Below are 20,541 nucleotides of genomic sequence, written 5' to 3' on the forward strand. Positions count from 1 at the left end.
AGCGCTCGTATCAAAATTATACTTTCCTCAATAAATAAAATCCACAAAGCTTCGTCATATTTCCCTTACTACTCCACCCGCGGAAACACAATTGTCACCCGGAATAAATCCCCATCTAGATAAATCTCAAACTCACCCTTCTGTAAATTTGTCAAATTTTTTGCAATAGAAAGCCCAAGCCCGCTTCCCTCCGTGCTTCGCGATACATCACCTCTGATAAACCGCTCCGTCAGCTCGTCTGCGTTGATATTCAAAGGGTTTTCAGAAATATTCTTAATCGAAAATACAACATTTACCTCATCTGCCTTTACATCGACATAAACTCTTGTGTTTGGCATCGCGTACTTTGCTACATTGTTGTACAGATTTTCCACAACTCTCCAAATTCTTCTGCCGTCTGCCATAATCCATACATGCTCTTCCGGTATTGTCTTAAGAATTTGAAGCCCCTTGCTCTCAAATTTCTCTGAAAACTCTCCCTCGGTCTGATTTAGCAGCTCGACAAAATCAATTTTCACCATCTCAAGCTTGATGTTTCCTGAGCTGATTTTAGACGCTTCAACCAAATCCTCCGTAAGATTTTTCAGCCTCTGTGACTTATTATCAAGAATTTCAATATACCCTCTAATCTTCTCATCCTCTATATTCTCTCGCTTAATCAGATCCACATAATTGATAATGGACGTCAAAGGAGTTTTGATATCGTGAGAAACATTCGTAATCAAATCCGTCTTTAGCCTCTCATTTCTCACGCTCGCATCCACCGCATTGTGAAGCCCTTCACCGATATTATTAACGGCATCTGCCAGAACTTGATTGCTTCCGGAAAGGCTTCTTGTATCAATTTTATATTCCAAATCCCCGCTCGAAATCTTTTCGATTCCATTTAAAATACTCTGTCTCGCCACTGCTTCACGGAGCAGAAGAAAGCCTGCAAAGGCGCTGAAAAGAAACCACAGTGCGACAAAGAAAACGCTGTACTCCCCAAAGGCAATGAAAAGAAGTCCAAAAGAAACAATCAGATATCCTGCATAGATAACTGCAATCTTTGTCGTCACCTTTCTATTTCTGAAAAAAACTACACTCCAATAGCAGATACCATACAGCAAGCTGTTTTTCCAGAGTTGCCCCGCCTTAATCCTTTTTACAAGGCTCAAGAAGCCGAGGGAAAATAAACCAAATCCTATTCCTATTCCGGTAATAAGCCAAATGTCATCCGCCATTCCATACTGCATTTCATTCATGAAATACAAATCTGCAGCGCCAAGAGCAAGCATAATTCCCGCAGCAATTTCAGTTTTTATCCGGTCAAAGCCGCTTAGGCAAATCTCATTCTCTCCGGCTTTTCTTCCGCACACTGCCATAAGGTAAGCAATACATACCAATGCCCCAAAAACGCATGCAGCAAGGCTGATTACACTGTTTAATATACTGTAATAGGAGTCGTGTGCCCTTGAAAATTCATCTTCATGTGCAAATGTTGTGTCAACTCCAATCGCATAAATATAATCTGACTGACCGTACACCTTAAACATACTCATGTAAATGTTACCCCAAGCATAGGAGCTAAAATGGAGCTCCTTATTTGCCGCATCATACACAACACCCATCATGTCTGACGAATTAAAATATGCCTCATATGCACTGCTCTCTGCAACCGCATTATTTAAAAGAACATTGCCGTCACTATCCTGAACATAGATTTTAAAGTTAGAGCTGTCCAGCACTTTAAAATCATTTTCATATGCTTGATAAGACGAATATTCAGAAGCAATTGTATGTAATGCCTCCTCCAATTCCTGTGAAGTCTTTTCCAGCTCGGAAAAATCTCCTTTTTCAAAGAAAAAGTCCAGAACGGGCGTTTCTGTGTTATTCGGGCCGTAAGCTTCCCTTACAATAGAAGCATCCAGCATATCCTCGGATATATTAAGCCCTCTGCCCTGAATTCCGCCAACAAGGATTGCCCTTATCTGTTCCTCTGTCAATTCCCCGAAATCCGTCTCGGCTACATATGCGTCTGTCTCCTGAAGCATTTCTTTCGTGAACGCATAATATTCCATGTCACTCAGCTTAATATCTCCCGCTATCATTCTATTCTTTAAAATCTCAAAAACAGTAGCGGTCTCTACTCCATTTGTGCCCCAATTGATTAGCTCCTGCAGATTATACAGGTGTGTAATGGAATATTCCGTAGCATCTTCGGAATTACTCAAAAACTGACTGAGCGTAACCTCCTTATTTCCATCGAATTCTCCATCCGTCTCAAAGTCCTGCTGACATTGCAAAAAATAATTTACCGTCTCCAGCTTATCTGTCAATAGCTGTTCGAACATCCGAGATTCATAGTAGGCTTTTCCCTCTATCCCCTCACGAAGGCTGGTAAAGTTAACGGCACTTGTCCCAATATAGTAGGTAAGTGCAAGGCTGACTATAACTAAAATTTCCATCAAAATAAAAGCCAACACTTTTGTAACGCTGGAATATACGATTTTCTTCATCTCTCCTTAACCTTTCCTACAGTTTTTCCACCTTATAGCCAATTCCCCATACGACCTTCAAATAGCGCGGCTCTTTTGAATTAATTTCAATTTTTTCTCGAATATGACGGATATGTACTGCAACTGTATTGTCCGCGCCCACTGCATCTTCATTCCAGATGCTCTCATAAATCTGGTCAATTGAAAATACCCTTCCCTTATTTTTCACAAGGAGCAGCAAAATATTATACTCAATCGGAGTGAGTTTTACGTTCTCTCCCTCCACACTGACCAGCTTCTTCTCATCATCAATCACGAGTCCACCGGTCTGATACAGGTTCGTGTTTTCCTCCTCACATATATTTCCAAGCTTTGTGTAGCGCCTAAGCTGGGACTTGACCCTTGCTACCAGCTCAAGAGGATTAAAAGGCTTTGTCACATAGTCGTCTGCACCGATATTCAATCCGAGTATCTTGTCATTGTCCTCTGATTTTGCAGATAATATAATAATCGGGATACTGCTTTCCTGCCTGATTTGCAGCGTCGCACGAATTCCGTCGAGCTTTGGCATCATGACATCCATAATGAGAAGATTAACCTCTTCTCTTTTCAATACCTCAATCGCCTCTTGTCCGTCATATGCCTTTAGGACTTCATAGCCCTCCTGTATCAAATAAATTTCAATAGCTTCCACTATCTCCTTATCATCATCACATACTAATATTCGAAACAATTTTATCCCACCCTTTTTGTTTGTATTGTTACTTTGAATTATAGACCACAATTATTCAATTTCCTATACTTTACCAGCATATTTTTAATACCGGGTTGGGAAATTTCTTAATTCTTTCTTAAGTACGCCCACGAATCGCAAAAGGCATCCATTTTGCGGATGCCTTTTTATCAAGCTGCCTGCTCACTCTTCTCCTGTTTTTTTCCCTTCGAGGAGAAAAATAATATAAATATAGTTGATAAGATAAATATAAATCCAATAAAATCAATCAGCTTAAACGGAACATGAAGCCATACAATAGATAAAATTGCGGCAACCAAAGGCTCCACACTCGCATAGAGGCTTGCATGGGTCGGTCCAATCCATTTTACGCCCTGCATGTAGCAAGTGAAAGATATGACAGTCCCCAATACAATAATTGCAAACATCGCAGCAATCGTTTCCGCATCAATAATCGGTGAATATGTCCAAGGACGAAACAGGATAAATAATGCAGTTCCGCCAATCGTCATCGCCCACGCGAGCAAGAGGGGGGTACTAAACTGCCTCATCAGGCTTTTGGGCTGTAAGTTATATATCACAACCGTAAGTGCAGAGACAATCCCGTAAAACAGTGCTTCCTTCGAAATAACCAGCTCATTGAACTTTCCGTGTGTCGCAATAAGAAAGATACCTGCCAACGCGCATACCATCGCGATGACCTCCGCCGCCTTCGGCAGCTTCCTTGTCATAAGGCAGACAACCACCATAATCATAACCGGCGACATATACTGCAAAACCGTTGCCGTTCCCGCATTGGAGTGCTCAATCGTAGCAAAATACGTGTATTGGCAAAGCATCAATCCTGCCAGCCCGTAAATCACGATATCAATCGCATTTCGCTTTGTTTTCCAGACGCTCATCGTTGTCTTTCTGTCTTTTACCAGAAAATAGGAAAGCATCACATAACCTGCTACAACCAAACGTATCGGTACAAGCCACTTGGAAGTGACATCCTTGTATTCAAATAAATATTGTCCGCATGCACCGGACATTCCCCAGAAAATTCCTCCCAATAAGGTAATCAGTATACCTGCAATTCTTTTCCTCTGTGCCTTCATGCTGCTCCTTGCTGTTTTTTAACTAAGCCTTTATTTAATTAAAGAAGCTCTTTAATAATTCAATAAAGCTTGTAAAAATATCTTTTATCTGTGCGCGTACACCTGCATCATCCAAGTCAATTCCCATGTCCTTCAAGCCGTTGTACAGCTCCTTTGCCTGTGTTTTCAATGCTTCCTTATCAATGTCAAGGGCAGAAATCTTCGTCATCAGGGAACTAATCTGGCTTCTCTGGGCATCCGTAAGCGTGATATCCAAATCACTCGCTGCCTGCTCAATCGCATTCATAATATCTTCTTCTGAATTTAAGTTTCCTTCTACTACATATTGCTTCGCAAGTGCGATAAGCTGCTCAACCTTCTCACTGTCTCCCAAGGTATCTGCGATGTCTCCCGTTGTCACAAGCTCATTTACGGCTGCGTCAATGCTTTCCTCTGAAACAGTCTCTCCGGTCATCGTCTCATAAGCTTTCAGGGCTCCTACCAGCGCCGCGGTTCCTGATATATCAAAAGGTCCTGCAACTATCACATCCGCATCCGTGATACCCGCTGTAATCAGCGCATTGCGGTACATTCCTGTCGTACAATAGGTAATATTGTGTGTTGTAACATAAATTCCGCTTCCCTCTTCTTTCTTGGTAATCAGAACTGAAGATAAGGAGCGGCCTCCGATTACGCTCTCGGCCACATAGTCACTCAGGTAATTTTTTTCATCTGCATTTGTGATGGTTATCACATCATAGTTATCAAGATCACTCGCTGATACACCAAGCTTTTCAAGCACTGTCGCCTTCTCGCTTTCGCTCAAATCCGCACCAAGCGCCAGATATGGCTTTGAATCGTCTGCCGCAAATGCCGTAAGCCCTGTTCCGAGTATCAAGCACATACACAATAAAATACTAAGTACTCTTTTATTTTTCCACTTCATTTTTGTTTCCTCCATTAATTTTGATAATCAAAATAAACTGTATCTCTCTTATATTACAATTTTTCAAGAAATTCCTCAACCCCTTTTTCCGTTGTGGCAAAAGAAGTCACAAGGCGGATAACAGTTCTCTCCTCATCCACGCGTTCCATATGCTCAAACAAGAAATCCTTAGAAAGTCTTTCAATCTCTGTGTTTGTCATAATCGGAAACTGTAGATTCGTATAGGAATCTGATGCAAATTGGTATCCTTTTTTTTGCAGACCTTCCTTTAATTTCATGGACATCTTATCTGCGTGAGCCGCCAGTTCAAAATAGAGATTATCTCGAAACAATTCAAAAAACTGAATACCAAGCAATCTACCTTTTGCAAGCATCCCGCCCTGCCGCTTTATCATAAAGCGGAAATCCTTTTGAAGTTCTTTATTTACAATGACAAGTGCCTCTCCAAACAGCGCACCGTTTTTTGTCCCGCCGATATAAAAGGCATCCGTGAGTGCCGCAATATCCGGCAGTGTCAAATCGGTCTTACCGCTTGCAAGCGCCGCTCCCATCCTTGCTCCATCCATATAAAGATATAATTCATTTTCTTTGCAATAGGAGGAGAGTGCCTCCACTTCCGCTTTCGTGTATACCGTGCCAAGCTCCGTCGAATTGGAGATATAGACAAGCTTTGGCTGTACCATGTGTTCATCCGTATGCTCTTTCACAGCCTTATCAATCAAGGCAGGGGTTAGCTTTCCGTCCTCCGACTTTGCCGTCACAACCTTGTGTCCGGTTGCCTCAATGGCTCCCGTCTCATGAACGTTAATATGTCCTGTGTCCGCCGATACAGCCGCCTGATAAGGTCTTAGAAAAGCGGCAATCGCAGTCTGGTTTGTCTGTGTTCCTCCCACAAGGAAATGAACCTCTGCTGCCTGACTCTTTATCACTGCTTTTATCTGCTCTCTCGCCTGCTCAGAATATTCATCTAAGCCATAACCTACGGTCTGCTCCATATTTGTCCTTGTAATAGCCTCTATTATTCTCGGGTGTGCTCCCTCGCTGTAATCATTTTTGAAACTGTACATGATTGTACCTCCTGTAATCTGCTATAAGCTAATATTCTATATGACATAGTACATCAATATTTTAATTTAGTCAAAAGAATGTGTATCTATTATAATAAAAAACATCAATTTTATGGCTAATAATTTTCTTTCTCGTTTCCTATATGGTCGTTGCTTTCATCCATTATATAAAGTATAATAAATATGGGTTTAATCCCGGTGTTAAGCGGTTTACTTTCACCCTCTTGTTTGGCAATTGAAGGGGGTGAGTACACTATGTCAGATTATGAGACCATTTCCGTTTTTATTGGATTTCTGGGTATTCTTATACCTTTGCTTATAAAATACATAGATAAAAGTACAAAAAAATAAACCGCCTTTGACGAGGATCCGGTTTATTTTTTCATAAGCATGTAACTCGTTGTTAAGGGGATCTTATAAACCGCTTAACATTTCTATAATTATACTATCACACAAAACTATGAAAATCAAGCAATTATCCAGAGTTTACATAATACAAATCACCACTTAGCCAGCTTCACAACCTGTCTGATATCCCGAGAGGAACTTCCTATCCTAATCTCAATATCCTTTTCCCCTGTCACATTCTCAGCAAAAATACAAACCTCTTTTGCTTCCTGAGGTTCTAATTCCACCTTCTCAAAACCCCTCAGCTCCTGGAATGGTTCATCCTTACTTTTATGAAGCGGTGTAACATATACCTGTGCCGACTCCGCTCCTTTTCTTGTTCCTTCATTTGTGATGGTGCAAAAAACGTTCACACCATTTTCTACTCTCTCTGCTCTTGCATTTCCATAGGAAAATTCTGTATAGGACAAGCCATGCCCGAAGCAGAATTCAGGTTCTACTTCAAAGGTATCATTATAGCGGTAGCCCACAAAAATGCTTTCCTTATAATGTACCTTGTAATCTCCCTTTTCCTCTCCCGGAAATTCTCCGAGTGCGTGAGCAGAGCAATCTGTATGCTTTTTGTAAAAGGTTTCGGGAAGCTTTCCTGACGGGTTCACACGTCCAAACAGCACTTCTGCGAGTGCCGTTCCGCCTTCCATTCCCCCATACCAGCCCCACACAAGCGTGTGCGCCATAGAAAGCCATTCTCCCATCTCAACCGGGCTTCCTCCTGTCATTACAACAGTGGTGTCGGGATTTGTCTTTAGCACCTCCTGTATGAGTAAGTCCTGCTCATAAGGAAGCTTCATATCTGATCTGTCATTTCCCTCGCTGTCCTGCTCATGGTTTAGGCCTCCAATCAGGATAACCTGCTCATACTCCTTTGCAAGCACCACCGCTTCATCGCGAAGGCACTTTCTTTTTTCTGCCAGCCCTTTACTTATCTTGCTTGCAGATTTTTGACTATCTTCTTCCTTTTCAGCTTCGCCCTTTAAGCTGTCCTCCTGCCAGTTTACATCACTTTCTTTCGATGCCTCATCCCTGCAATAGCCCTTCACATAATGTACCTGCGTATTTCCGCCTAAGAGTGTTTTGATGCCCATAAGAGGTGTTATTTCATACAATGCTTTGATTTCAGCACTTCCGCCGCCGTTTGAATGAATACATTCCGCATTTTCACCGATTACTAGAAGTTTCCTTACATTTTCCGCTTTTAGCGGCAGCCTCTTTTTCTCATTTTTCAAAAGAACCACTGACTCTCTTGCCGTCTCCAATGCTCTCTGCCTGTGTATAGGCGTATTATAAGCACCTGCTTTTCTCTCCCCACCCAACATATGCAGACGCATCATGAGCACCAGAATGTTGATTACTTTCTCGTCTACTTGCTCCTCAGCAATCTCACCTTTTTCGATTTTCTCTCTCAATGGCTCTGCCATAAAATACTGGTCAAAATCGTAGGTGACTGACATCTCAATATCAAGCTGTGAGTTGGCGGCAAGCTCGGTATCGTGCACAGCTCCCCAATCAGAAATAACAACACCGTCGTATCCCCATTCTTTTCTCAAAATATCTTCCAAGAGATACTTACTCTGGCAGCAATGCTCTCCTCTTATCTTATTATAGGCGCCCATTACGCTGTGGCTCTTTGCCTTTATAAGCGTGTCATAAAATGCAGGCAGGTAAATATCCCGCAGCGCCTTTTCCTCAATTTCTACATCGACGATAAGACGGTTTGTCTCCTGATTGTTCAGGGCAAAATGCTTGACACATGCCGCAACATCACAGCTTTGCACTCCCTCCACAAAAGGAGCGGCAAGCTCCTTTGTGAGATAAGGGTCCTCACTGAAATATTCAAAGTTTCGTCCGCACAGGGGACTTCTTTTAATGTTGATGCCAGGTGCGAGAATAACGTCTTTTCCCCGTCCCCTGGCTTCCTCTCCAAGCACCTCTCCCATCTCATATGCAAGCCTTCTGTTCCATGTGGCGGCAAGGGCGCTGTTACAAGGCAGATAGGTGACATAGTCGTCGGAGTATCCGATTGTTTTCCACTGCGCGGGCTCAAATTCGTGTCGCACTCCCATCGGTCCGTCCGACATCTTAAGCGGCGGTATTTCAAGGCGAGGCACGCCGGCGGTCTGGAAAAGCTGTTCGCCGTGAATCATACCGATTTTTTCTTCCAATGTCATCTGTTGTACAAGTTCTTTTGCTTTTTCTCTGTAATCCATCCGTCCCTCTCCTAACACTTTGCTATAATTTGTGTTTCTCCCTTTTTTGTCATAACAAGGGTGTCTCTTCCCTCTATTTTCATCTGTCCGCCTTTTACAAAACTGAGCGTGCAGTTGATAAACCGAAGCGTCAGCTCTGATGTTCTGTCTAAGGTGCATACAATTTCATTCTTATTTTTTGCCAATGATACCTTTGTTAGTTTTTTTTGGTTTTGATATACTGTCACTTCTGCCTTGTCTTTTAGCTCAAATACCTGAAGTTCTAGATTATTGTCAAATGAGTAATTCACGTCCGGTGTCCGAAAACCAATCGGAATAATGCTGTTTTCCCGTACCCAGAGCGGGACGGACAGATAGCCATGGGATTCCTTTCTCCATGTGCCTCCCTCTGCTTTTTCTCCTGTCAGATAATTCGTCCACGAGCCCTTTGGCAGATAATATTCTGCAATTCCGTTTTCATTGAAAATAGGTGCTGCAAGCAGGCTGTCTCCGAGCATATATTGCTTATCCAAATACTGACAGTTCCTGTCTTTGTCAAATTCCAGCGCCATGCTTCGCATCATCGGTATTCCCGTCTCTGCTGTGTACACTGCCTGACTGTAGAAATAAGGGAGTAGCTTTAACTTTAATTTGGTAAAGAAGCGGACTACATCCACTGCTTCCTCATCATACGCCCAAGGAACACGGTAGGAGGTGCTTCCGTGGAGACGGCTGTGTGTCGATAAAAGCCCAAATGCCGCCCACCGCTTGTAAACGTCAGGTGTAGACTTGCTTTCAAAGCCTCCGATGTCATGACTCCAAAAGCCAAATCCGCTGCTTGTAAGTGAAAGACCGCCCCTGAGGCTTTCCTCCATCGACTCGTAATCTGACCAGCAGTCCCCTCCCCAATGCACCGGAAATTTCTGTCCGCCAACAGTTGCGGAGCGCGCAAATAAAACAGCTTCCTCTTTTCCTCGCTTTTTTTCTAATACCTCATAAACCGCCTTATTATATAGGTAGGTGTAGTAGTTATGCATTTTAACCGGGTCTGCTCCATTATGGTAAACCGCATCAACCGGAATTCTCTCGCCGAAATCCGTCTTAAAGCAATCTACTCCCATATCGAGCAGCATTTCCAGCTTATCCTGATACCATCTGCAGGCTTCCGGGTTTGTAAAGTCCACGATTGCAAGCCCCGGCTGCCACATATCCCATTGCCACACATCACCGTTTGCACGTTTTAGGAAATATCCTTTTTCCATTCCTTCTGCAAACAACGCAGATTCCTGCCCGATATAGGAGTTAATCCATACACATATTTTAATGCCCTTTTCCTTGATTCTCCTTAACATTCCCTTCGGGTCAGGAAATACCCTCTCATCCCAGATAAAATCTGTCCAATGAAATTCTCTCATCCAGCAGCAATCAAAATGAAATACGCTGAGCGGAATGTCTCTCTCTAACATGCCGTCAATAAAGCTCATCACTGTTTTCTCATCATAATCTGTCGTGAAGGAAGTAGAAAGCCACAAACCGAATGTCCATTGCGCCGGAAGTGACGGTTTTCCAGTGAGGCTGGTGTAGCGTTTCAGCACCTCTTTCATGCTCGGACCGTCTATGACAAAATAGTCGAGACTTTCCCCGGCAACACTGAATTCCACCTTTGCCACCTGCTCTGTTGCAACCTCAAATTCAACCAGCTCCGGATGGTTTACAAATACTCCATACCCTCTGTTTGACAAGTAAAAAGGAATATTTTTATAAGACTGCTCCGTGCTTGTTCCCCCATCCTCGTTCCATATGCTGACAGACTGGCCGTTTTTCACAAAAGGAGTAAATCTCTCGCCTAATCCGTAAATCAGCTCGCCCACCGATAGCCCAAGCTGCTGACGCATATACGCATTGTCTTTGCCCTTGTCATAGGCAAAGCCCTTCCAGTCCTCCTTTATATATGCCAGATCCCGCCACCCACTCTTCGTCAAAAGCTTGCTTCCTCTCTCATAACGCATCGACCAATTTTCCAAATCAATAAGGAGGCTTAAATTTCCGCTTTTTACTGTCAGTATATTGTCTTCTTCTTTCGTTTCCAGACTTTGCGGCTGTGACAAATCCAGCTCAAATTCCGGTCCCTTATTTTGCACGCCCATGTGGTGGAAGGTCTGTACCCGGATAATCTCCGGCATCGGAGCCGTAATTTTTATCGTCAGATTGATTCCCCCCAAGGTATCTCCCTTATGCTGGATTCTTGACGTCGGTGCGCATAGTACAACTTGCTTCTCCTCTTTTCTTATCTCATATACATGCTGCGGAGAAAAGCACTCGTAGCCTTCTTTAAACAGCCAGCAACCATTTTGAAATTTCATCCTTTTTCCTCCATTTATATTGTGTTTCTAACAGTATTTTTGTTATCCCCATTATATGGGATTTCCTTGTGGGTGAATACCGCACTTTTTGGAATAAAAATACTACACATATTTCATTTGCCCCCAACCTTTTTATAGATTATAATAAGGAAAGTGGGTTCTAAAACAGAATTTTTAAACATACTATACGAAAAGAGCGGGATTACATATGCATTTGTGGAAATTTTATATAAACTTTTTTTCAAAGCAAAACGTAAGACGGCAATTACTTACGATTTTCGTTTTTGTTATTATGATACCGATTTTCTTGGTCGGAAGTATTATGTTCTTTTTCTCTAACAGACAGCTTATGCAAAGCTATCAATATCTCGTTGAATCGGACGCGATACGGGTGCGCTCTATTGTGCTGACAACCATGCTTCCCCTCTACGACATTTATGAGACACTGGCGGAAGATGAAGCACTGAAAGACCTTCTGAGCGCAGACTATCAATCCGATGAAGAGGTTTTAACTGCATACAATCAATACACCCGTTTTCAGGAACTTTTGGCGGCAAATGCCTCCCTGTCAACTCTTAAGCTTTATATGCCCCCTGAGTTGCTTCGCTCCCAGTCGGACCAACAATTTTTTTATCCAATTGATGATGCGGTGCGCGCAACAGACTGGTATTTAAAGGCATCCTCGACATCGGGCAACTTTTGGAAAAGCAGTCTCAGAAAGGACAAACTCGGAAATTCGTACTGGGAGCTATCCTATTACTGCCACATTTATCTTCCTAAAGCCGATACCAATGCCATACTCGTGATGACGGTTTCCAACAACCATCTTCGAAGTCTGATTAAGGATGGCGACTCCCGTGTTTACATTGCCGTAAACGAGGACCCCGTCTTTTACAGCACGGTGAGAAGCTACGAGGGCGGCGAATTTCCCGCGAGTATCGATTATGCTGCCCCCTATTACAGTGAGACGAGAGCGATGAAAATAGAAGGTTCTAACGCCCTAACTTCAGTTGTAAGCCTAGAAGCTTACCGGACCAATGACACAATTTATATCCTTTCGGCAAATATGAACGCACTGCCGTATATATGGCGAACCACCTATGCGTTTTTGCTTGTACTGCTCTTTGCCGTTTTCATCCCTGCCCTGATTTTTATTTTATTTACCAAATATTTCAGTACCCGTATTCAGACACTCCGCCTCGCCATGCATAAGGTGAGCAACAATGATTATGAAATTGTTGATTCAGTCCAGGGTGACGACGAGCTGTCTGAGGCTTTTACAGATTTAAAAACAATGGTGGAAAAAATAAAAAAAGCGGAGGGAGAAATCTACATGGCGCAAATACGCGAGCAAAATTTCTCCAACCAGCAGCAGCAAATGGAGTTAAAGCTCCTAATCAACCAGATTAACCCGCATTTCCTCTACAATACACTGGAAACCATACGAATGAAGGCGTTTTCAGACGGAAACAAGGAGGTTGCCACGGCAATTAAGCTGCTTGGCAAATCCATGCGGTATGTGTTAAACAATACAAAAACAAGCTCCACCACACTTGCAAAGGAAATCGACTACACCACAACCTATCTTTCCATACAGCTTCTTCGCTTTGAAGCAAGGCTGAATTACAGTTTGAGTATCGATGACAACATCGACCCAGATAGCTACCAGATACTTCCTCTGCTGTTGCAACCTATTGTAGAAAATGCAATTTCCCACGGTATTGAACCTACCGGAAGAAAGGGACATATCATTATTCGTATTCGAAATGTTAGCAACGAGCTGCTTATCGCAGATGTTTTTGATAACGGAATGGGAATGTCAAAGGAGAGACTTAAAGATATCAAAAACAGTCTGAACGCCCCTCCTACGGATGAAGAGCATGGTATCGGGCTTTACAACATCAACAACCGCATTAAACTGTTTTACGGTGTAAAATATGGGCTTTTTATTAAGAGTAAGGAACATTTTGGTACCCTCGTTACACTTAAAATCCCTTTGCATAATTTATTGGAGGAAGACTTATGAATGTATTGATTGCTGATGACGAAAGAATTGTTCTGAATGGTTTAAAATATATCATTGATTGGGGCAGCCTTGGCTTTTCCATATGTGATACATCGATGGACGGCGCAGAGGCTCTGGATAAAATACTGGCTTTGAAGCCTGATTTAGTTTTGCTTGATATCAGAATGCCAAAGCTCTCCGGCATTGAAGTCGTACAGCAGGCGGTGGCTCGCGGCTTCACCGGGAAATTTATTATATTGAGCGGTGTTTCCGATTTTAAGCTTGCACAGACTGCTATGCGCCACGGTGTCAATTTTTATTTGACAAAGCCTATTGATGAAGATGAGCTTGAGCAGGCAGTCCATTCTGTTGCGGAGCTTATCTCACAGGAAACGAAGAAGCAGTCCTCCTATTCCCAATATCGGACAAAGGCAAAGCAAGAGATTCTGAAGGACCTTCTTCAAAACACATGTGACTACTACTCCTTGGACCTAGACGACCTTCATCTGAATGCAAATGTATATCAGGTTGTCGCCTATGAAAATTACAATCAGGACTATTTTCATACTACATGGAATTTTGCTGATTTAATCCGTGTCACCAATCAGGATAATAACTCCTTTGATATTATTGAGCTAGATCAGCAAAACGTCGTTCTTTTGAAGGGGGACTATGCGATATCCAAGTTTATGAATATGCTGCGTCACTATCGGGTTGCACCGCAAAAAGGCTCGCCTCTTGATTCCATCTTTTTGATTTATGGGCAGAAGGTATCTCGGATACGGGATATCCACCACTCCTATCACGATGTTTATGAGCTGACCAAACGGCGTTTTTTCTGTCAGGAAAACCAGCATATCGTGGGATATGAGGAGCTGATAGCCGCTGAAAATATTCTGGATGACATCAAAAATACGATGGCTGAGGACTACGCAGAGCAGTTTTCCAACTACATACAGTCTAATAACCATACTTTGATTACCGTGCTGTTAAAGCAGCTCACGGCAGAGCTGACGTGTACAAGCTCCAACATCCCTGCTATCAAGCACGTTTTGATTGATATTTATATTCTGGTAAAGCAAAAGATTATGCAGATTTACCGCAATGTCGATATTCCGTTTATGGCAAACGCATCGGTCATCGATCTGCTTGACAGAAAATATTATCTATATGAGATTATCACATTTTTGGCGGAACAGTTTGATTTGTGGACGCACAGCGTGGGATATTCATCAGGAGAAAATGTGCTGGATGAAGTGCTTTACTACATTAAGAATAATTATCAAGAAAATATTAAACTGGAATCTATCGCTCCGCTGTTTGGCTATAACAGCTCCTATCTTGGAAAAATTTTTAGCAAAAAGCTGGGTGTGAATTTTAATTCTTATGTTGACCAGATACGGATTGATGAGGCAAAGAAACTGTTGAAGCTGGACGATTTGAAGGTATATACCATCGCAGAACAGATTGGGTATAAGAATGTGGATTATTTCCACAAGAAGTTTAAAAAGTATGTGGGGATGAGTCCTCTGGAGTATCGCAAGACATTTCATGGGGAATTCGAATAAATTTCCTATCATATAAAATAAGGGAAGAAACCCAACGCAACAGGATTTCTTCCCTTTTATTTATAAATCACGCTCACATAATAATCGGGCTCAGCAAATCTGCACCCGAACGACCACCGGCAAATTGCTGTTTACCGTACCAGTCTGAATATGAAGACCCTCATGATCCTTATGATAAACAGGCTTCTCATCATATCCCAGCACACTGACCGACTTTATCAACCCGTGAAACTCGGGCACATTCTGGTCCTTTGAATTTGCCAGTGAGCGAATTGTGACTTTTCCGTCCTCGGGGTACTTCATGACAAAGGCATAAATGCAGTCTCCCCTCGCAGTAAAGCGAATGTCTTCCTTTGTGTATTCGACCTCCTGCTGGTCGGTGAACTGCCCCTGTTGCTCTTTTGTTGTTCCTTCTTCGGATTTTCTCCACGGTCTGCTCCCATATATCGCCTCCGCATTTTGGTGCATCCACGCACCGATTTCCTTTAGTATCTTTTTGTCGTCTTCAGGAATTGTACCGTCCGCCTTTGGCCCTACATTTAGGAGCATATTTCCATTCTTACTTATGATATCCACGAAATTCCGAATAATCTGGCGGCTTGTTTTGTACTCCAATGTATCGGTGTAACACCACGAATTATTTGCAATTGCCGTGTCTGTCTGCCAAAGGTAAGGCTTTGCCTCGGAAAGCTTTCCGCGCTCCACCTCCACAATTCCGCTGCCAAACATCATCGCGTCATGCTTATAGCAGATTGCGACTTCCTGATTCCACTCTTTTCCTCTGTTGTAGTAATATGACGCCAGCTTTTTCAGTGACTCCTTAAATGCCTCATGCTGTATCCACCAGTCAAAATACAGCAGAGACGGCTTATAGCGGTCTATAATCTCGCAGGTTCGCAACAGCCAGTCATCCAGAAATTCCTCAGAAGGATAAGGCTCACTTTGCAGATCCTGATTGTCCGGCTCCGGCATGGCAGGCCAGTAAAAATCTCCCCGCTTCATAGGCTCCTCGATATCACTGCCAAACTCCTTGCCATGCCCCATGAAAAACCAATGCTCCGCGCGATGAGAGGAAGTGCAAAACATCATGTTTTCCTTCTCAATGCTCTCCTTCAGCTCGCCGAGTATATCCCGCTTCGGTCCCATCTCATAAGCATTGAACTTGGACAGCTCACTTTGATACATCTGAAACCCGTCATGGTGTTCTGCCACCGGAAACACGTATTTTGCCCCCGCTTCCCGAAATAGCTTCGCCCACTCATCAGGATCAAACTTTTCCGCCTGAAACATCGGTATAAAATCCTTATAGCCAAACTCTTTCTGCTCGCCAAATGTCTTTCTGTGGTATTCCCACTCTTCCTTCTCCTGTATATACATGTTTCTCGAATACCACTCGTTTGCATGAGCTGGAATGCTGTAAAGCCCCCAGTGGATAAAAATTCCGAATTTACCTTTTGCAAACCATGCAGGAGGTGCCATTTGGGTAAGTGAACTCCAGTCTGCATGAAACGGTCCTTTTTCTATAACTCTTTCAATCTCACTTTTATAGTACTGCTCTTTTTGCTTATCCATTTTTTATACCTAATCTTTCAAGCGCATGCTTGCCTGCGTTTGCACATTGTCCTTTCTTTCTAATTTTATTATCCTGACGTCCTTTGCCTGCATAGTGATGCGCTCTCCCTTTGTAACTGCACGGTTGGTAAGCAGCTCCACACCGTCCTGCTCCATGCATATTTCCCTGCTTTCACCGGCATGATTTAAGAAAAACAAAAAACTTCCCATTTCATTTATCCGCTTTGTTACCTCAACATTCGCTACAGGCGCAGCAAGTGGTTTAATCCCCTGCTCCTCACAGAGCTTTTTCAGAAAGTTCGTGTAAAATTCCTCGCTCGAGCGAGTTCCCACATAATATGCCCTGCCCCTTCCATAGGAATGAGCCGTGAGCGCCGGTGTTCCCTTATAAAAATCCTTCTCATAGACTGCGAGTGCACCTGCCCCCTCCAAATGACTGATATCGCAGAGTAATTTTGCAGGATACGCCTCACCCTCGTAGATAAACTCATTTTCCATATCAGGAGGGAGAGCATCCGATTCCTCTACCCAGATTCCAAGAAGCTCGCGAAGCGGCCCCGGATATCCGCCGGTGACAACTAAATCATGCTTCTCCACAATTCCACTGAAAAAAGTTGTGACAAAGGTTCCACCTGCCTCAACAAAACGTTTCAACTTCTCCTCATATCCGTTTTTTGTCATATACAAAGTCGGTGCAATGACTATCTTGTATGGCGTAAGCTCATCCTCCGGTCCGATGATATCCACCGGAATATTTTGACGGTGTAATGCTTCATAATAATTCATTACCTCGTCTTTATATTTCAGCTCACGGCTTGGTCCTGCGGAATACTCGATTGCCCACCAGTTATCCCAGTCAAAATAGAGGGCAACACTGTTTTTCGCCGTGGCTCCAAGTGTATTTTCTCCAATACCTTTCAACTCTTCCCCAAGCGCTTGTACCTCTCGGTATACGCGGGTATTTTTATGCCCGGCATGATCGATAACGGCTCCGTGCAGCTTCTCGCAGGCACCGACGGAGCGTCTCATCTGGAAAAACATCACGCCGTCCGCTCCGTGTGCCACCGCTTGATAGCTCAAAAGTCGCATCACATTCGGACGCTTGAGCGCATTGTAGGAAAGCCAGTTTGAAACGCTCGGAGTCTGCTCCATCAGCACAAACGGTTTTCCGCCCTTGATGCCTCGCATTAAATCATGCTGAAATGCAATCTGCGCCGGACTGTCCTCATTTGCAGGGTAATTATCCCATGATATAAAATCAAGATAGTTTGCCCAATCCTTGTAGTCCAGCGGCTTATAGCTGCCCATAAAATTAGTCGTAATCGGAATATGCGGTGTAACCTTCTTGATTACCTCATACTCCGCCTGAAAGTTTTTTCGAAGGCTCTCCGAGTTAAATCGTCTGTAATCCAGGGAAATTCCCTGAAACTGCGTTCTGTCGTGCTCAAAATGCTCACTCAAAAGATTCGGCAGTACAATTTCCTCCCAATCATAGAAGGTATGTCCCCAGAAGGTTGTATTCCATGCACGGTTTAGTTCCTCAAGGGTCCCGTATTTTTCTTTCAGCCAAAGCCTGAATGCCTTTTCACAGTTTTCGCAGTAGCATTCTCCCCCAAATTCATTTGAGACATGCCATGCAACAATATTTTCATAGCTCTGATACCTCTCTGCCAGACGTCTCGCAAGCTCCACAGAATATTTTTGATAAGTAGGACTGTTTGGGCAGGAGTTGTGCCGTCCGCCGAACTTTCTCTTCATTCCGTTAAATTCCACCCGCAAAATATCAGGATACTTTCTCGCCATCCATGCCGGATGCGCACCTGTCGAGGTGGCAAGGCAGACAAAAAAGCCATGCTCCCTGACCAGATCCATAATCTTATCCAACTTATCAAAGCGATACTCCTCCTCGCTTGGCTGCAGCGTCGCCCAGTTAAATACATTCAGAGTCAGTATATCAATGCCAGCCAGCTTCAGCAGCCGCATATCCTCCTCCCAGATGTCCTCTGTCCACTGCTCCGGATTATAATCACCGCCATATACTATTTTTGATACCTTGTCACTGTACTTCATGCTTTGCCCTCTCTATTTTAATTTTTGCTCATGTAAAAAGCGGACAAATCCGCATTAACTCCCCAGCTCCCTTACTCATGAGAGATTTGGCTGCTTTTTCGCGCCGAATGCAGTCACGCAGTGACATTTACCTCTTGCATTCGTGCGCATAAATATTTGTATAACATAGGAAAATTCCTATGTTATACAAATACCCTTTATCGCTGCAAGCGCAGCAACAAAGGGTATTCTTTGACAGGAAAGTCGGCACTCAGATGCCTTCCTCGCTATTTCTGCGAAGGATAGGCCTCGGCAGATGCCACTCTTGCCACATTTTGATCCTGTGCGTTCTGCATATCTACCGCTAACACTTCAGCATAGCCAAGTCCATTTGCCGTTGTCTGCATCGTCTCTAAGTAGGAAGCAAATTCGCTGTCATCATTGGCAAAAATCATTTTCCAAGCATTCTCAACGATAACCGCCTTACATTGTCCGCGTATTGTTGTAATATTGGAATCTGCCTCAGGTGTGGCATAGCTCGAGCCCGGCGCAACAATAATCAGATTGTTGTTCTGCAAATATTCCATTGTCGTGGACGCCTTTGTCTGTCCACTCCAATCCTCCGTTAACGGGGTTACGCTGTCTGCAATCGTAGTTTCCCATAGCTGCCAGTCATATGGCTCTCCGGTATTCGGGTCGATATCTCCAAGATTCACCGGCTTAAAGTTCAATGTTGAAACACCATCCTTCCAGTTTCCTCCGCCGTATTCCTCCGGAACTGCCACTTCATTGGAAGGAAGTGCTGTTTTTCCGTACTCGGTCAAGGTCGCTTTTCCGTCTGCATTCTTTTCCCAAGTCAAGCCTTCTATACCTGCCGCACCGTTTGCCTGACCGTTTAATTCCATTCCTTCTGCTGAGTACAGCCAGTCAATAAAGTCTGCCAGTCTCTCCGGATCCTTTGCAGTACTTCCGATTGCAATGACTCTCTGTGAGTTTCCTTCCGGGCAATTGCCGTAAGAGAATATTTGCATATCATCAATAGTAGCCATCATATAGCCTTTTCCTGCTGCCTTATTTTCCTGTGTGTTAAACTGGTTTTGTGCCAGCCAAGGCCATGGGCAATATAATACGGTACCCTTTTGATATTTATTTTGCAATGTATCATAATTCTGAGTTGTTGAGTCAGGGTCAACCAATCCCCTCTTATTTGCTTCATATAAGAATTTTAAAACCTTTGTGTAGATTGAATCCGTGTCGATGATGCTCGAATAGTCAGAACCGTCTGCCTTTGCCAGCACAAAGCCGATTTCGTCATAGCCGTATAGGCAAGCAAACTGCTTTGCATTGTTCATCATGTTGTCATCCCAATCCTTAAACAAGGAAATCGCGTAAATCTTATCGTTGCCTTCCTTCGCTCTGGCAAGCTCCTGCATATCCTCCAACACATCAAGGAAATCATCCAAGGTAGCCATCTGCGGATATCCGAGCTGTGCATAGTAATCCCAGCGTATATACGGTCCGAAGGTCGGCTCCAATCCTTCACTTGGCTCTGTGGCTGCCTCTGAGGAAATAGAATTCGGAAATGCCCAAATTCCTTCTTGGCTCAAGCCTGTATTCATTTTCTCAATTGCACTGCTGTAATTTTTCATAAGATCCTTATCCTTCATAAGGTCGGTGCAGTCCATAACAAGCCCTGATGTAATCAAATCGTTCAGCTTTCCGTTTGAATTGTCAAGAACAATCAGCTCACCCAAATCACCCGCTGCCGAGCGGGTCTGGTAAAGTGTTTCTCCTCCGCCTGCAACGTTTCTCGCGATAATATTTAGCTCCATGTTAAACTTATCCTTTACTACTTTAGCAAACCAACCGCTTTGTATTCCTTGATAGTTTGCCAGCTCGTCAAATACGTCAACGGTAATAAACTCCTTGTATTTGCTGTTCCCTGAGTCCGAGGCTGTTTCCTCCTGCGCGGTCTCCGCTGAGCTTGGCGTTGTTCCCCCGCATCCTGCCAGGCTTGTCACCACCAGCGTGGTACATAATAGTAAACTTATAACCTTTTTCTTCATTTCTTACCCTCCATTTATTATA

Annotated in this window: 12 protein-coding genes; 2 read left to right on the forward strand and 10 right to left on the reverse strand. The window is 43.5% G+C overall.

From position 1 onward, the window contains the following. Positions 1-68: 68 nt before the first annotated feature. The 7 genes from CTY48_RS17320 to yicI form a co-directional block, all read right to left on the reverse strand. Entirely contained in the window at positions 69-2,498 is a 2,430-nt protein-coding gene (locus tag CTY48_RS17320) for a sensor histidine kinase (RefSeq protein ID WP_099469701.1), read from the reverse strand. Between the two features lie 16 nt (positions 2,499-2,514). Then, positions 2,515-3,210 carry a response regulator transcription factor gene (locus CTY48_RS17325; RefSeq protein ID WP_099470214.1) on the reverse strand — a complete coding sequence of 232 codons (696 nt, stop codon included), beginning with the start codon at positions 3,208-3,210 and terminating at the stop codon, positions 2,515-2,517. A 170-nt stretch (positions 3,211-3,380) separates the two neighbouring features. After that, positions 3,381-4,310, reverse strand: coding sequence for a DMT family transporter (locus CTY48_RS17330; RefSeq protein ID WP_099469702.1), 930 nt, complete (start codon positions 4,308-4,310; stop codon positions 3,381-3,383). Positions 4,311-4,344: 34 nt separating this feature from the next. After that, a complete protein-coding gene (locus CTY48_RS17335; protein WP_180272770.1) occupies positions 4,345-5,235 on the reverse strand; it encodes a DUF1002 domain-containing protein in 891 nt (296 codons plus the stop codon). A gap of 53 nt (positions 5,236-5,288) precedes the next feature. Then, the gene (locus CTY48_RS17340) at positions 5,289-6,302 is read right to left on the reverse strand and encodes a threonine aldolase family protein (RefSeq protein WP_099469704.1); all 1,014 of its coding nucleotides are present in this window, start codon (positions 6,300-6,302) and stop codon (positions 5,289-5,291) included. A 500-nt stretch (positions 6,303-6,802) separates the two neighbouring features. Continuing rightward, positions 6,803-8,917, reverse strand: coding sequence for a beta-glucosidase (locus CTY48_RS17345; RefSeq protein ID WP_099469705.1), 2,115 nt, complete (start codon positions 8,915-8,917; stop codon positions 6,803-6,805). An 11-nt stretch (positions 8,918-8,928) separates the two neighbouring features. Further along, positions 8,929-11,259, reverse strand: a complete 2,331-nt coding sequence (gene yicI, locus CTY48_RS17350; RefSeq protein WP_099469706.1) for an alpha-xylosidase — start codon at positions 11,257-11,259, stop codon at positions 8,929-8,931. A 208-nt stretch (positions 11,260-11,467) separates the two neighbouring features. Between yicI and CTY48_RS17355 the strand changes: the two genes are divergently transcribed. Next, positions 11,468-13,285 (forward strand): sensor histidine kinase, encoded by a 1,818-nt coding sequence (locus CTY48_RS17355; RefSeq protein WP_099469707.1) that lies wholly within the window; start codon positions 11,468-11,470, stop codon positions 13,283-13,285. Beyond that, the gene (locus tag CTY48_RS17360) at positions 13,282-14,832 is read left to right on the forward strand and encodes a response regulator transcription factor (RefSeq protein WP_099469708.1); all 1,551 of its coding nucleotides are present in this window, start codon (positions 13,282-13,284) and stop codon (positions 14,830-14,832) included. Before CTY48_RS17355 ends, CTY48_RS17360 begins: the two co-directional genes overlap by 4 nt. Positions 14,833-14,922: 90 nt before the next feature. On the opposite strand, the gene CTY48_RS17365 is transcribed toward CTY48_RS17360, so the two are convergent. The 3 genes from CTY48_RS17365 to CTY48_RS17375 form a co-directional block, all read right to left on the reverse strand. Then, positions 14,923-16,404, reverse strand: a complete 1,482-nt coding sequence (locus CTY48_RS17365; RefSeq protein ID WP_099469709.1) for an alpha-L-fucosidase — start codon at positions 16,402-16,404, stop codon at positions 14,923-14,925. A 9-nt stretch (positions 16,405-16,413) separates the two neighbouring features. Next, positions 16,414-18,474 (reverse strand): beta-galactosidase, encoded by a 2,061-nt coding sequence (locus CTY48_RS17370; RefSeq protein WP_099469710.1) that lies wholly within the window; start codon positions 18,472-18,474, stop codon positions 16,414-16,416. Between the two features lie 266 nt (positions 18,475-18,740). Then, a complete protein-coding gene (locus CTY48_RS17375) occupies positions 18,741-20,519 on the reverse strand; it encodes a type 2 periplasmic-binding domain-containing protein (RefSeq protein WP_099469711.1) in 1,779 nt (592 codons plus the stop codon). Positions 20,520-20,541 lie beyond the last annotated feature (22 nt).

It is taken from the genome of Konateibacter massiliensis, from assembly GCF_900184995.1.
GTDB classification, from domain to species: domain Bacteria; phylum Bacillota; class Clostridia; order Lachnospirales; family Lachnospiraceae; genus Lachnotalea; species Lachnotalea massiliensis.

Coding starts and splice junctions, on each gene's coding strand:
- CTY48_RS17375 (WP_099469711.1), bottom strand. CDS start 20,519: ATGAAGAAAAAGGTTATAAGTTTACTATTATGTACCACGCTGGTGGTG.
- CTY48_RS17340 (WP_099469704.1), bottom strand. CDS start 6,302: ATGTACAGTTTCAAAAATGATTACAGCGAGGGAGCACACCCGAGAATA.
- CTY48_RS17345 (WP_099469705.1), bottom strand. CDS start 8,917: ATGGATTACAGAGAAAAAGCAAAAGAACTTGTACAACAGATGACATTG.
- CTY48_RS17370 (WP_099469710.1), bottom strand. CDS start 18,474: ATGAAGTACAGTGACAAGGTATCAAAAATAGTATATGGCGGTGATTAT.
- CTY48_RS17335 (WP_180272770.1), bottom strand. CDS start 5,235: ATGAAGTGGAAAAATAAAAGAGTACTTAGTATTTTATTGTGTATGTGC.
- CTY48_RS17360 (WP_099469708.1), top strand. CDS start 13,282: ATGAATGTATTGATTGCTGATGACGAAAGAATTGTTCTGAATGGTTTA.
- CTY48_RS17320 (WP_099469701.1), bottom strand. CDS start 2,498: ATGAAGAAAATCGTATATTCCAGCGTTACAAAAGTGTTGGCTTTTATT.
- CTY48_RS17365 (WP_099469709.1), bottom strand. CDS start 16,404: ATGGATAAGCAAAAAGAGCAGTACTATAAAAGTGAGATTGAAAGAGTT.
- CTY48_RS17330 (WP_099469702.1), bottom strand. CDS start 4,310: ATGAAGGCACAGAGGAAAAGAATTGCAGGTATACTGATTACCTTATTG.
- CTY48_RS17355 (WP_099469707.1), top strand. CDS start 11,468: ATGCATTTGTGGAAATTTTATATAAACTTTTTTTCAAAGCAAAACGTA.
- yicI (WP_099469706.1), bottom strand. CDS start 11,259: ATGAAATTTCAAAATGGTTGCTGGCTGTTTAAAGAAGGCTACGAGTGC.